Here is a 13039-nt window from a genome sequence, read left to right as displayed (position 1 = left end):
CTGAATAGGACACACCCTGCCAAAATCCACATACGATAACGATATGTACAACAGGGCGTTCCCCGTAGCAGAGTTCCCATAAAATAGTATTTGCAAAAGCTCCCGAAATGGGGAAGATTTGGCGTGACTTCGGTCACGCCTTTTCTTTTGCTTCCAGTTCATCCAGAGGGATGTACCCCAGCCCATCGTACTTGATATGGATGTGCTGCACCCGCTTTCCGCTGGACTTATCCGGGGCATCCACATAGATGGCCGACACCAGTTCACGGAGAGCATAAGGGGTGAGTTCTTCAATATGAACGTACTTGTGCGCTTTCTGGACGAACTTTTCAATATTCTCGATCTGCTGTTCCTGTACTTCAATTTCCTGCTGGATGGAGAGAACTTCCTCTTCCAGCTGCTTCTGTTCGGCATCGTAGCTCTGACTCATCATGTCGAAGCGGTCATCGCTAAGCTTTCCGTTAACATTGTCCTCGTAAATCTTCATGAACAGCCGTTTGAGGTCTGCGATCCGCTTCTCATTCCGGGCAAGCTGCTTCTTCAGGACAGTCAGCTTTTCGGTGCTTTCCACCCGAAGCTGCTCCTCCATGACCTTGCGGAAGTAGTCCTCATGACAGAGGATGTAGTCCGTCACCCGCTGAACATGGCTTAGCACACGGCCCTCCAAAACCTTTACCCGGATGAAGTGTCCCTTGCACTTGCTCCCGTTCTTCTTGTGCAGAGAGCAATCAAAGAAGTCTTGACTGAAGTCCCTGTGATTGGACGAACCATATTGCATCTTGGAACCGCAGTCAGCGCAGTAGACCATACCGGAGAAAATGCTGCTCTTGCCTGTCCGGGTCATGCGGTGACGCTGGCTACGAATCTCCTGAACCTTTTCAAACACATCATCGTCAATAATGCGCTCATGTGTATCCGGGAAGATAGCCTGATTTTCCACGGGATTCAGATGTCTCTTTTTATCCCAGATAGAGTTAGTATAGGTCTTAAAGTTGACTGTGCAGCCAGTGTACTCCAGGCGTTCCAGAATCGAACTTACTGCTCTTTTATCCCAGCGATAAGGGTCTTCCGGGGCGGGTGAGTTCGTACTCAGGCCATGGCTCAACTTATAGGCGGTGGGAGTCAGAACTTTGTCCACCCACAGTTGGTTTGCAATTTGGGTCGGGCCACGGCCTTCCATGCACATGGAGAAGATGCGCTTCACGATTGCAGCCGCTTCTGGATCAACAAGCCAATGTTTCAGGTTCTCCGGGTCTTTCACATAGCCGTACGGCACATTGACCGTCAGCGGTACTCCACGCTCTCCCTTGGCCTTCTGAACAGCCCGAATCTTGCGGCTGGTATCACGGGCGTAAAACTCGTTGAACCAGTTCTTAATGCCCGCAAAATCGTTGTTTACGCTGTTCGGGTCAATGGTGTCGTAGTTGTCGTTAATGGCAATGTAGCGAACGCCATACTGGGGAAAAGTGAAGTTTGTGTACAGACCTGTCAAGGCAGAATTGCGTCCCAGTCGGGACAAATCCTTCGTGATAACGATTCCTACACGCCCCGCTTCAATCTCGACCAGCATACTCTGAAAGCCGGGGCGGTCGTAGTTCGTGCCGGAATATCCATCGTCCACAAAGAACACCGGGTTCGGAAAGTGATTCTTCTTAGCGTATTCCAGAAGAATAGCCTTCTGGTTCTCAATGGACAGGCTTTCGCCGAGCCGTGCGTCCTCTTGCGACAGTCGGCAGTAAAGTGCGGTGATTTTATTCGTTGCTCCAGACATTGTTGTGTCCTCCTTACTCTGTGGAGCAACTGTCGGTACAGGATTGGTTACCGGGTCAAGTATAGCAGAATTGGACGCAGTTGTCATTCGTCTGCACCCTCATCTTCAAATTTTTGCTGGGCGTTCTTGGCAACAATGCGCTCCAGCTTCTTCAAAAAGGACTCCTTGCCCTCATAGCTGCCGGTCACGGTGTAGGTGGTGTGACCGACTTTCTCCGTGGTGGTCAGTTCTGGAATCCAGAAAGCGGACAGGTTCTTGACATGGAGGTTGCCGTTCTCGTCCACATAAGAGCTGTGTTTCTTCTGCTCTTCGGTCAAGGGCTTCCGCTTGAAATAGATTTCATTTTCGGAGATGTTCACAGTCTCGCTGGTCTGCTCTTTCGGGGCATCATCATACAGCTGTGCGAAAAATGCCAGTGCATCTTCGGGTGGTTCTCCCTCCATGAGCTGCTCGAAAACTCGCTGTTCCTCTGCCGAGAGGTTATTCCATGCGGCTTCCAACTCCTGCTCGTTGGCTGCGTTGACAAAGGCTTCGATTTCTTTTTTCATGGTGCATCCTCCTTTGGCTGCGAAAAGCGGATTTTCAAAAAGTATGGGTTTTCGTGAGAGCAAGAATCGTCCCGTGGCCACAAATTTTCAATTCTTGAAAATTCTTGCCCTTTTGGGACAGCTTCTTGTTGGGGCGTGCCTGCCCCAAACCCTGCTAGGTGATTTCATTCTTGGTGGTTGCTATATTGCTTATATGCCTTTTCAAATCCTGATTTGTTATATATGATAAATTTATAACATTCTCCATCTTTCATGGAAATTGCTGCAACAGGAACGACCATCTGACTCCATGAAAGTTCCCTTATCTCGTTCATGGGCAATACAAGGTTGCGATACAGTGGACTGACTGTGAGCTTTTGAGTTGAATATGTAACGCTCTGTTCATCAATGTACAAACCACCGCCAATGATTCCATTACGGCATAAGCTACACACAAAAGTTTTTCCCATAATATTACCGCCTCCTATTAGTTGATGGTTGGTTAAGTTGAGTATATCATATTGATTTCCAGAAGAACACCCCTATATAGGAGATTTTAGCCGTTTTACTGCGTACGTGCGTACGAGAGATTGGTACGCACGTACGCAGCGATTTGCCCGAAGCGCACCCTATATAGCCGTTTCCCCCTCGGAGAGCCCACTACACTTTGCAGACCGCAGGGCTGAAAGCGTCATAGTGGGTTATTACACTTCCGCAGAAGTGCCTTTTCCTCGCCGCAGACAGCCCGGTGCACCTTTGTGAGAGCTTTCTGTCCGGCGAATCCACATCGCCCACAGGCGATGTGAGCAGGGATTCCAAAGGGGCGCAGCACCCTTGGCACACGACTTTGGTACAAAGTCTAGTGTGTTACACCTTTCCAGAGGTGTATACGTTCCTGAAATGCAAAAAGCCCCATACCCAACACCTTAACGGTGCGGACATGGGACTTGATGCTTCCTCGGCCTAGCCGGGTACTCCGTAACCAATCCTGACAGGCAGTTGCCGTGTCATTTTTCGAAAACTGTTTTACGGATACCCAGCAGTCGGGAACTTCCTGTTTTTCGTTGTTTGCATGATGAGCCTGCTCTGCCTGCCATAGGCAAGCTCGCGTTTGCGTAGCAACAAAAGCCCCAGTGGGGCTTTTGAGCGACCGAACGGTCTTGCGTTAGCAAGATGGAGGGGCCTCCGCCCCGACAAGTGACCGCTGTCCTTCCTCGCTGTTCCAGCAGGCAAGGATGGCCGGGTAGAATGCCCGTGCCAGACGGTCGATGACTTCATCGGGATAAGGGGAAGTGTTTGTGGACTTTTTCTTTTTGTTCAAACGCACGCTCCTTTGATCGTCCCACCGTGGCAAATTCGGGCGAGAAAATCAAAGTTCCAATTTTTATCAGGCGCAAGGGCGCGGATGCTTTCCGCCCTGCTCTTGCGGCTGGTGGCTCGTTGATGGCTTACAAGTGCCTGTCGTTATGCGGTCTTTTCAGCTTCTTCAAGGGTTTCAGCGAGAATCTGTTCCATGTAGGCTTCCAGCTCATTCAGATAGAGGGCAGGACGTTGCATTGCGAAGCGGAGAACCTTCTGCTTTTCCGGGTCAGTGAAATAGCTGGGATTGTTTTTGAGCGTTTTCTTCCATGAGTTTTTCATCATTTCGGTCGCACGGCTCAAAGATTTGTAAACCTTCATAAACTCGTCCGGTACATGATAGCACCGAAATTCTTCTGTTTGTGGTGTGGGCATGGGGACGGGTTCCGCTATTTCAGGTTCAAATTCTGCGCTGGCAGATTCCAACACTTCCAATGCCTCTGGATGCAGGATTTGAGCAAGGACATCTGAACGATGCTCGACACTTGCCTGTACAAGCTTGGACATTTCTTCGTTGGTGAACTTCACTTCGCCGGAAAAGACTTTCTGCTTGATGCCGGGAGAGAGATTATCTGCGATGTCGATGCCTCGTGTATAGTGGCTGGCACGAAGAACGGAGGCACGGCTGACACCGTTTTCCTCTGCGATCCGGTCGCAGGTTTTCTTGCCGGAGTGGTGGGTATCATCGTGAGACCCACCACTTTTCTTTGCTAAAGTGTACTGGTTGCCGTGAAAGATTTTCTCGGCTTTCTTTTCAGATTCGTACTGCTTCCCCAGCAGGTAACGTTTCTGTTCGGGGGAAAGATTGCGCCGCCCCAGCTGATTCTTGCAAATCCAGGCGAGTGCTTCCTCACGATTTGCAAAGCGGAGCGGCATGGTAGAAAAGCAGATTTCGGGATGTTTCTGAAGAATCGCATAACGGTTGTGACCGTCAACAAGTGTATTGTTCCAAACGATCAAAGGAGAGAGCAGCTTGCCCTCTTTCAGGATATTTTCTTCAAGCTGCTTAAATTCATCATCGGTCAGAGGAGGAATCTGGGACTGGAACTCCGGGTCGATTTTCAAGTTGATCATACGCACACTCCTTTATCTCTCCTGCTGCGCCGGTTTTTCCTCCCGGAAAAAGGACACAACAATCTGCTTTGCGGTTTTCAGTTTGAGCAGTTCTTCCTTGGCTTCCTTGTACTGCTCGTAGAACTTTGCCTTTTCGGATGCCAACTGCGCATACTCGGCTTCCAGCTTTTTCGGGCTGGGCAGCTTGGTGATGTCGTTTGCCTTGAAATAGGCTGCTACTGCCCGGTATACTGTCAGCTCTGCATGGTGCTGCTCCTCAAAGGCTGCGGGGCAATCTTTTTGTATTTCTATAAATAACAATCAAGAGGGTGACAGCTTTTGTTGTCACCCTCTTGATTGTTATTTATTTTTCCCACGTTTTGGCTTTTTGTCGGACATTTATAATTTGGAGCTGGTATAGAATGCTGGGAATTGCAGAAACCAATGAAAAAATACCCAAGACAATAGAATGCTTGATAATCGCAAACAGTGCAAATAGGAGCAGCAGGAATAGCCATGGGTTACGCAAAGTGCGGTAGTATTTTTCTTTATCGTCATAAGAGGTATGGAGTTCAAAAGGTTTTCCGTCGTTTGATTTTTCTACAATCAATAGTTCCATGTTAAAAGTTGTTGCGTTTGTTGCAATACAACCGCCCGTTTCCGCCCATGGACGCAATCGAACTTTTCCGACAGAATAGTTTAGATTGATATTCTTGAAAAATACCTTGTAGCCCATATCCTCCAAAAAATCAGCGTAGTCCGTTGCGTTCTCTTTTGATTTTTCTCCAATAAACTCTACACAATAGGCCACTTCATCGGGATTACATTTTTCGAATTCATAGAGCATTCTTCCTGTCCGGACAAGTCGATAGCCTTTTTCGGACATTTTGTTTAACCATTTTGCCTGTGCTTTTAGCAATCCACCAAAGAAGCGATAGCATTTTTTACTCATACTGTCTGTACCTCTCCAATAATTTCACTTGCGATGCGTACAAGTTCGTTTAGTCTTGCAAGCTCTTTTTCTGCAATTTCTTTTCCCTGTGCTGTAATGTGGTATTCTTTTTTTCTTCCCTCACTATCTCCATAAGGTTCAATCCACTTCTTGTCCTGCAAAGAGTTTAATGCTCCATATAAAGTGCCTGCGCCTAGGGAAAGCCGCCCGCCTGTTTTTTCTTCAATAAATTGCATGACGGCGTATCCGTGTTTTGGCGTATAAAGAGAGAGTAAAATATAAAAGGTGACTTCTGTAAGCGCACCACCTTTTGTATTATCTCGCATGGTTTGACCTCCTTATTACGGTTACTGTAATAAACATATCACTAAACGTAGTATTCGTCAAGCGGATTCAGAAAAATTATTTGAGGGATGTGTGAAAAAAGAACGGTCTACTCTATTCTTGTTTTGTTGTTCGGCGTGTCGTGGTGCTGGGAATTGCTAGGGGGCGATTGAACATTCGTTTTGGTCATTGTACCTCCTGTCTGTTCGATAACTTCTCGGTGAAGTTATGTAAGCACGACACGCCGTTGCTGTTCGCACCGTCAGGTGTGAACCATGAGCAGGGTTTGGGGTGGGACCGCGTTTGCGAAGCGCAGCGCAGCGCAGCAATGAAAGCCCCAGTGGGGCTTTTAAGCGGCAGCGCGGTCTGCGACAGTAGATGGAGGAGCGTGGCCCCGACAAGCGCTACCCCAACAAGATCACTTGGAAAACTCGCAGGAGTTTGAGAAGTGAAGTCCCGGATGGACAGAACATTTTCAAGAATTGAGAATTTGTGGCCACGGGACGGTTCTTGCCCTCTACCGCTGCGCTCAAAACCGTTTCTGGGTAATTGTTTCCGAATTGTTAAGACGCAAAAATAAGTAGAGAGTTCCGCTGCTCGTGTATGTTGATCACCGTTTGCTCCGAACGAAGTTCCTGCCCCTGTTTGTGCAGCGGCGTTTTCCGGCTCGCTCACGGAAAGTGTGAGGTCATGGCACGGTATCACGTTCAGACGGCTTATGAAGGAATCAAGGTGCGGTATGAAGAAAGCCGGGCGCAGTGCGGACACTACGTCCGGCTTCTTTCAAGCACAAGAATAACACTTTGAAGTTGTTCTGTCGACAACTGAAAACAAATTTTAGAAGATCGAACAACTACATAAGATTTTATTTGTGAAAAAAGAAAAATACCGCCAATGCAGCGCAGCGATGATTTTGTCGGGTGAATCGGCAGCAAAATAGATCGGGTGTGTTGCGGGGCGGTAAATTCTTTTGCGGACTTTCCCTCACTGAAGTGGTGGGCCTCACGGTGATAACCAACCACTTTCTGTGCCTGTGTTCAAAATGAACACGACCACATCTTGTGGATGAATTTGAACCAATCCACAAAATCAATGGGATTTACAAGAAAAATATCACGGCATATAGAATGCGTCAAGAGGGTTTTGAAAAATTTGTTGAAGTGAAGCGAGAAAAGCATGACACATCTTGTGGCTTTAGGGAAAAATACGCTATGTGAATCAGAACAAATCCCATTTTCTGTCTGCGGTAGATCTTTCTATTGCCGGCAGCAACAGGATGTTGCAATTTTGACCATTATTGCAATTTTCAAAAATAGTGCCTATCAAAACGACATTTTTACGATATGCAGTTTACGGATAGTGTTTGTGCATTAAAGACGCAGGCTGCTATAAAACGGCAAGGTTTCCAGCAATCAAGAAACCTTGCCGTTTTGTACTGTATTTTGCTAAATCAGGCAGTTGCCCGCGACTTTACAACGCTACGCTGACCGGCAGAACATACACGCCATCGGCGGTGTAGTAGGTGATCTGGGTGACGGTCTTGCCGATGATGGACGCAAGGTAGGGCTCGTCCGTATTGAAGCCCAGCTCGGTGCCGCGCCAGATATTGGTCACATGATGCAGGCCGTACTCGCTGCCATCGGCGGCGGTCAGCACCACGCCGTAGACCTTGTTGGTGCTGGTGTCCAGATCAAAACCGGAGAGCTTCATCTCGTAATTCGCGTGGCGGCCATTGGTGGTCAGCTCCACAGTAACACCCTCTACGGTAGTCTCGGTGGCGTGGACTTTGCCAAACTCTCACTTGCCGCTCAGCAGATTGTACCATGCGGTAATGTAGTAGGCAGGGGTCTCGCCGAGCTTGTAGTACCGCAAAGTCCTTGACCTTTTTGCCGGAGCGCAGTATACTGCTTATGCGGTTAGTTGCATTTAATTGCAAGGGGGTATTACATCATGCAGGACGCATTCTGGGGAATCCTGATTCCGTTTCTGGGCACAAGTCTTGGGGCAGGCTGTGTGTTCTTTTTGAAAAACGCTTTGCGTGACGGCATCCAGCGCGCCCTCACCGGCTTTGCCGCCGGAGCCATGCTGTATGTGGTGGTGGAGGAACTGATCCCGGAAATGTCGCAGGGGCAGCACTCCAACGTTGGAACGGTGTTTTTTGCGGTGGGCTTCAGCGTGATGATGGTGCTGGATGTGGCACTGGGGTGACGGTTGGAGCCCTCGAAGGCGAAATCTCTTTCGGAATCTCCGAAAATGCCTAAACTTCTTGACAGAGGAGACGGCAGGGCGTATTATTTTGGCAGAAGGACCGCTGAGAAGCGGCTTTTTATAGAACAGAAAGTTAACTTTGACTAACTTGCAGCACGAGGAATTGCTGGCCTGTCACCCGGAGCAGTGGGCGCATCTGGTAAAAAGCATTGCATTGTGAACGGTAAACAGAAAGAGGGTGGCGTTATGTCCTTTTTTGAAAACACTCGAAAGCCCGTAGGCCTTGGCGGGAAGATCATGGTCGCCATGATGAACTTTGGACACAGCGCAATGGCAGAATGGGGGCTGCGCTTTTTACAGCCTGCCCCGGATGCCATGGTGCTGGACTGCGGCTGCGGCGGTGGAGCGAACATTAAAACGCTGTTGAAACTGTGCCCCAACGGCAAGGTGAAGGGCATCGACTACTCAGCCGTCAGCGTGGAAAAAGCGCGAAAGGTCAATGCCAGAGCCATTGCGGCAGGACGGTGTACCGTGCAACAGGCAAGTGTGGCAGAACTGCCGTTTGAAGCGGAGCAGTTTGATGTGGTGACCGCCTTTGAAACGGTCTATTTCTGGCCGGAACTTGCGCAGAATTTCAGAGAGGTCTATCGAGTACTGAAGCCCGGCGGAATCTTTTTCATCTGTAACGAAGCAAACGGCGAAACGACAAAAGACGACAAATGGACGCAGATCATCGATGGCATGGCCATCTATGCGGATACTGCACTGAAAGAGTATCTGGAACAAGCAGGATTCTGTAAGATCCAAAGCCACAAAAATAAAAAGGGCTGGCTGTGCGTTACGGCGCAAAAGCGGTGAAATAGTGTAAGGAGGACGGAGCATGGAACGAAAAGAAGCAATCCGCGGTGCCTATCGGTTGACAGGCGGCAACAATTTTTATATTCGCTAAAGGCAAAGGGAGTTCTGCCCGGACATTTGTCCGCGACAGAACTCCCTTTTTGATTCGCAGAGTAAACCACAAGCGATGCTTGTGCATTAAAAACACAAACTGCTATAAACTACTTCATTCCCCTTCTTTTTCGCTGTTTACGATAGCCTGCACCTTGGTGGGCAGACCATAGATGCTGATGAAACCGGTGGCATCGCTCTGCTTGTAGTCGCCGCCTGCGGCAAAGGTGGCGATGTCCTCACGATACAGAGAGTACGGCGACCAGACCCCTGCATTGATGAGGTTGCCCTTGTACAGTTCCAGACGCACCTTGCCGGTGACATGCTCCTGTGTGGAGGTGACAAAGGCACTCAGAGCTTTGCGCAGCGGGCTGAACCACTGGCCATCATACACCAGTTCGCCAAAGGTGATGGCCAGCTCACGCTTCTTGTGGGCGGTGAGCTTGTCCAGCGTCAGAGTTTCCAGCACTTCGTGGGCTTTGTACAGGATGGTGCCGCCGGGGGTCTCATAGACGCCGCGGCTCTTCATGCCCACAAGACGGTTCTCCACCACATCGTACAGGCCGATGCCGTTGCGGCCGCCGATCTCATTCAGCTTTGCGATGATGGCAGCGGGCTTCAGCTTCTCGCCGTTCAGAGCCACAGGAGCGCCCTTTTCAAATTCCAGCTCCACAAACTCGGACTTGTCCGGTGCGGTCTTGGGACTGACACCCAATTCGAGGAAGCCGGGCTTTTCGTACTGAGGCTCGTTGCCTGGGTCTTCCAGATCAAGACCCTCGTGGCTCAGATGCCACAGGTTCTTGTCCTTGGAGTAGTTGGTCTCCCGGCTGATCTTCAGCGGGATGTGATGAGCCTCGGCATAGTCGATCTCTTCATCGCGGCTCTGGATGTCCCACTCGCGCCACGGGGTGATGATCTTCAGGTCGGGTGCAAAGTGCATGATGGCCAGCTCAAAGCGCACCTGATCGTTGCCTTTGCCGGTGCTGCCGTGGCAGACCGCATCCGCACCCTCGGCGCGGGCAATCTCCACCACGCGTTTTGCCAAAATGGGGCGGGCAAAGCTGGTGCCCAGCAGATAACCCTCGTAATCTGCCCCGGCCTGCATGGTGGGAATGACGTAATCCTCTACAAATTCGTCGGTCAGGTCTTCGATGTACAGCTTGGATGCGCCGCTTGCCTTGGCGCGCTCCTCCAAGCCTTCCAGCTCACCCTTCTGCCCCACATTGCCGCACACGGCAATGACTTCACAGTTGTTATAGTGCTCTTTCAGCCACGGAATGATAATCGATGTGTCTAGACCACCGGAATATGCCAGCACGACCTTTTTGACCTCAGACATAGGAACTGCCTCCGTTCAAACCAACTTATATACTTTTCGATTTCCCTCGTGCAATTTCATGATTGCAGTGTCCATTATACGGTCACTTGGAAAATGTGTAAAAAGTGTTCTGCATATAGCAGCAATATGAAAGCAGTATTTCACAGCGGGGCATTATGAATCTATAATAGTAGTTGGAAATAAACAGAAAGAGGGTCTTTTTGATGGCAACGATATTTTCAAGAGAAGAAAAGGCAGAGGCACTGTTCGGGGAGATCCTGAAAAATCCAGAAGCCTGCCGACGCCTGATGGATACCTTCAACGACTCGCTGGACATGGCAGACGTACTGGATGCGCCGACCGTGAGTGCACAGCAGTTTGCCGCAGCACTGTTCAATGCCTACGAGAACAAGGATCTGTCTGCCTTTCTGATGGCGATCTGCCAGCACAGTATGTTTGACCTGCTACGGAACGCTGCCCTGATCCCGTTCAAATTCAACGCCGATGGTCAGCCGAACCCGGTGATCCTGACGGATGATGCCGGCGTTCTTTTGCCGAACAACAAATTTGCCGTGAGCAGCAAAGTATACGACCGGTTTATCCGGGTGTTCCAGAAGCAGGAAAAGGTAAAAATGTACCTTGCCAGCGGCTACTGCAAGTATCACGGCTACGACGAAGGATCGATGGATGTGGTGGAGTACCACTACAACCAGCATTTGGGGCTGCTGCTGATCTACGAACTGCCGGACACCGTGAAGCAGAAGGTAACGGAAGCGGAGGCCTACTCCACCGTCTGGGATATCCAGATGAAGCTGCAGCACGCACTGCCCCGTTCCGTGGTCTACTATGGACAGGATACGCTCAAGGACGGCGGAACCCGCTACGATGAACTTGGCGTTTTTCTGCCGCTGGAACACTTTGCCGACCGGCTGGAACGCCATGTGGAAACTGCTACCAAGATCGTTTACGGCGAGTAAACGCCCTGTAAACGAACTCCCTTTATAAGTGCATCACAGCAAAACAAAACGCAGCGAACCGTTAAAAGATTCGCTGCGTTTTGCCTTATATGGGAGAATGGAAATGCTGCACATCAGGTGCAATAACGGAAAGTCTTGTCAGTGATAATACGGGCGAAGATCAGCCCTAACGGCAGTGCTACGATGATGAGAATGGCATCTGCAAACCATGTGGCGGAGTCCATCAGAGACAGGATGCCCAGATTATAGATGGCACGGTAGAAATACAGTCCCGGTACCATGATAACGATGGACGGCACAGTGACGGAGATGCGGGGATAACCGACGGCGCTCTTCAGGCAGGAGGCCAGCAATCCGGACAGCAGTGCGCCCAGAAACGCTGCAATAGCGGGCGGAAAGCCCGCAAGGCTCACCAGCTCCAGCCGGAACGTGTTCGTTACCGCACCGATAAGGGCGGCGCAGACTGCCAGGTTCCGGGGACTGTTGAACATGAGCGAAAAGCCGAACACACCGCCAAAACTTGCCAGCAGCCGGAACACGATCTCTTCCGGGAGTGTCAGGCTCAGGGCAGGGAACTGCACCGGCTGCAAATGCAGCAGCAGTGCCATGATCCAAGCCGTCATGGTTGCCACCAGAATGATGAGGACGGCGTAGGCCAGACGTTCCAGCCCGGAGCGCATATCCAGCTTGGCAAGGTCGATGCCGCTGGTAATGAACGGAAAGCCCGGAATGATGAAGAGCATGGAGCAGATATACCCCGCCTCGTGCTGCGCCGATACGGCAAACAGCATCTCTGCCAGCTTCAGCAGGATGGCATACACGAGGCTTGCTGAACAGACCGACGCCGTAATGCCCAGAAACAGGGTGAAATGGTGCTTTGTCAGCTTGCACCGTACAAAGTTGCCGATGCCTGCACCGCAGAAGGCACACAGCATTTCCACAATGCCGCCGCCAAGCAGAAAGGTGAAGCAGCCGCAGGCCAGTGCAGCTGCAAAGCCCAGTGCGATGGGCGAATACAAGCCGTGGATGCGCTCGATCTCATCGAGGTGGCTGTGCAGTTCTTCGCCGGTCATAAATTTTCCTTCCCGGTCGAAGTCGTTGACGAAATGCTCCAGTCGGTTCAGCCGGGAGGTATTCACGCCCGTATTTGTCAGACAGAGTGACTGGGTATAACACTGGTCACCGTCAAAGCAGGTGAACTCAATGGACAACAGGCCGATGTCCGCTGTTGTTGTGACTCCCAGCTCCCGCGAAAGGGTGTTCATGGAGCTTCGGACACGCCATGCGCCGGTGCCGCATTCCAGCAGCATCAGCCCGGTGCGTCCAATGACGGAGGCTTTTTCCACAAGCCCCGCCTCGGTAATGGGAACGCCCTTGCTGGCCGACGCATAGTCGTGCCAGTAGACTTCCATGTGATTTTTGATGATCTCACTTTGCCGTTGTCCCATACCGGAAAGCCTCCTTTGTGATATGGGAATGTTGCAGCTGTTTCAAGACTGCGGTGCTATTATAAGGGAAATTGCAGGGCGGGTAAAACGTATCTTGGATATGCCAGCAATATTCGTTTGGTATTTCAAAGAAGAAAATACGTTGCGTTTTTGG

General features: G+C 50.4%; 14 protein-coding genes. 4 read left to right on the top strand and 10 right to left on the bottom strand.

Annotated features, from left to right (window positions below):
• Positions 1 to 133: 133 nt before the first annotated feature.
• The 7 genes from MTP36_RS11750 to MTP36_RS11720 form a co-directional block, all read right to left on the bottom strand.
• Complete coding sequence (locus MTP36_RS11750) at positions 134 to 1858, bottom strand: recombinase family protein (RefSeq protein WP_217212037.1); 1725 nt, start codon at positions 1856 to 1858, stop codon at positions 134 to 136.
• Complete coding sequence (locus MTP36_RS11745; RefSeq protein ID WP_249250852.1) at positions 1855 to 2319, bottom strand: hypothetical protein; 465 nt, start codon at positions 2317 to 2319, stop codon at positions 1855 to 1857. The genes MTP36_RS11750 and MTP36_RS11745 overlap by 4 nt, the downstream gene beginning before the upstream one ends.
• Before the next feature lie 164 nt (positions 2320 to 2483).
• Positions 2484 to 2768, bottom strand: coding sequence for a hypothetical protein (locus MTP36_RS11740; protein WP_117949378.1), 285 nt, complete (start codon positions 2766 to 2768; stop codon positions 2484 to 2486).
• A 994-nt stretch (positions 2769 to 3762) separates the two neighbouring features.
• Entirely contained in the window at positions 3763 to 4731 is a 969-nt protein-coding gene (locus tag MTP36_RS11735; protein WP_249250850.1) for a hypothetical protein, read from the bottom strand.
• Positions 4732 to 4743: 12 nt separating this feature from the next.
• Entirely contained in the window at positions 4744 to 5031 is a 288-nt protein-coding gene (locus MTP36_RS11730; RefSeq protein WP_243114903.1) for a hypothetical protein, read from the bottom strand.
• A gap of 43 nt (positions 5032 to 5074) precedes the next feature.
• Positions 5075 to 5662 (bottom strand): DUF2812 domain-containing protein, encoded by a 588-nt coding sequence (locus MTP36_RS11725; protein WP_249250848.1) that lies wholly within the window; start codon positions 5660 to 5662, stop codon positions 5075 to 5077.
• Positions 5659 to 5988, bottom strand: a complete 330-nt coding sequence (locus tag MTP36_RS11720; protein WP_129872468.1) for a PadR family transcriptional regulator — start codon at positions 5986 to 5988, stop codon at positions 5659 to 5661. Before MTP36_RS11720 ends, MTP36_RS11725 begins: the two co-directional genes overlap by 4 nt.
• A gap of 1059 nt (positions 5989 to 7047) precedes the next feature.
• Here MTP36_RS11720 and MTP36_RS11715 point away from each other — a divergent pair.
• Positions 7048 to 7203: a hypothetical protein gene (locus MTP36_RS11715; protein WP_249250840.1), complete on the top strand. Its 156-nt coding sequence runs from the start codon at positions 7048 to 7050 to the stop codon at positions 7201 to 7203.
• Between the two features lie 253 nt (positions 7204 to 7456).
• Here the strand turns inward: MTP36_RS11715 and MTP36_RS11710 are convergent, their stop codons facing one another.
• Entirely contained in the window at positions 7457 to 7735 is a 279-nt protein-coding gene (locus MTP36_RS11710) for a hypothetical protein (RefSeq protein WP_249250830.1), read from the bottom strand.
• A 201-nt stretch (positions 7736 to 7936) separates the two neighbouring features.
• Between MTP36_RS11710 and MTP36_RS11705 the strand changes: the two genes are divergently transcribed.
• Together MTP36_RS11705 and MTP36_RS11700 are read left to right on the top strand one after the other, a co-directional pair.
• Positions 7937 to 8194 carry a zinc transporter gene (locus tag MTP36_RS11705; RefSeq protein WP_249254450.1) on the top strand — a complete coding sequence of 86 codons (258 nt, stop codon included), beginning with the start codon at positions 7937 to 7939 and terminating at the stop codon, positions 8192 to 8194.
• A gap of 246 nt (positions 8195 to 8440) precedes the next feature.
• Positions 8441 to 9052, top strand: a complete 612-nt coding sequence (locus tag MTP36_RS11700; RefSeq protein ID WP_249250828.1) for a class I SAM-dependent methyltransferase — start codon at positions 8441 to 8443, stop codon at positions 9050 to 9052.
• A 205-nt stretch (positions 9053 to 9257) separates the two neighbouring features.
• On the opposite strand, the gene MTP36_RS11695 is transcribed toward MTP36_RS11700, so the two are convergent.
• Positions 9258 to 10481, bottom strand: coding sequence for an argininosuccinate synthase (locus MTP36_RS11695; protein ID WP_249250825.1), 1224 nt, complete (start codon positions 10479 to 10481; stop codon positions 9258 to 9260).
• Positions 10482 to 10684: 203 nt separating this feature from the next.
• Here MTP36_RS11695 and MTP36_RS11690 point away from each other — a divergent pair, with 203 nt between their 5' ends.
• A complete protein-coding gene (locus tag MTP36_RS11690; protein WP_005920139.1) occupies positions 10685 to 11437 on the top strand; it encodes a DUF4866 domain-containing protein in 753 nt (250 codons plus the stop codon).
• A 113-nt stretch (positions 11438 to 11550) separates the two neighbouring features.
• Here the strand turns inward: MTP36_RS11690 and MTP36_RS11685 are convergent, their stop codons facing one another.
• A complete protein-coding gene (locus MTP36_RS11685; protein WP_249250817.1) occupies positions 11551 to 12885 on the bottom strand; it encodes a threonine/serine ThrE exporter family protein in 1335 nt (444 codons plus the stop codon).
• Positions 12886 to 13039: the final 154 nt, after the last annotated feature.

The organism is Faecalibacterium sp. I4-1-79 (assembly GCF_023347235.1).
In the GTDB taxonomy this organism is placed as follows: domain Bacteria; phylum Bacillota; class Clostridia; order Oscillospirales; family Ruminococcaceae; genus Faecalibacterium; species Faecalibacterium tardum.
The sequence above is the reverse complement of the archived record's forward strand: the minus strand, read 5'-3'. Positions and strand labels throughout refer to the sequence as shown.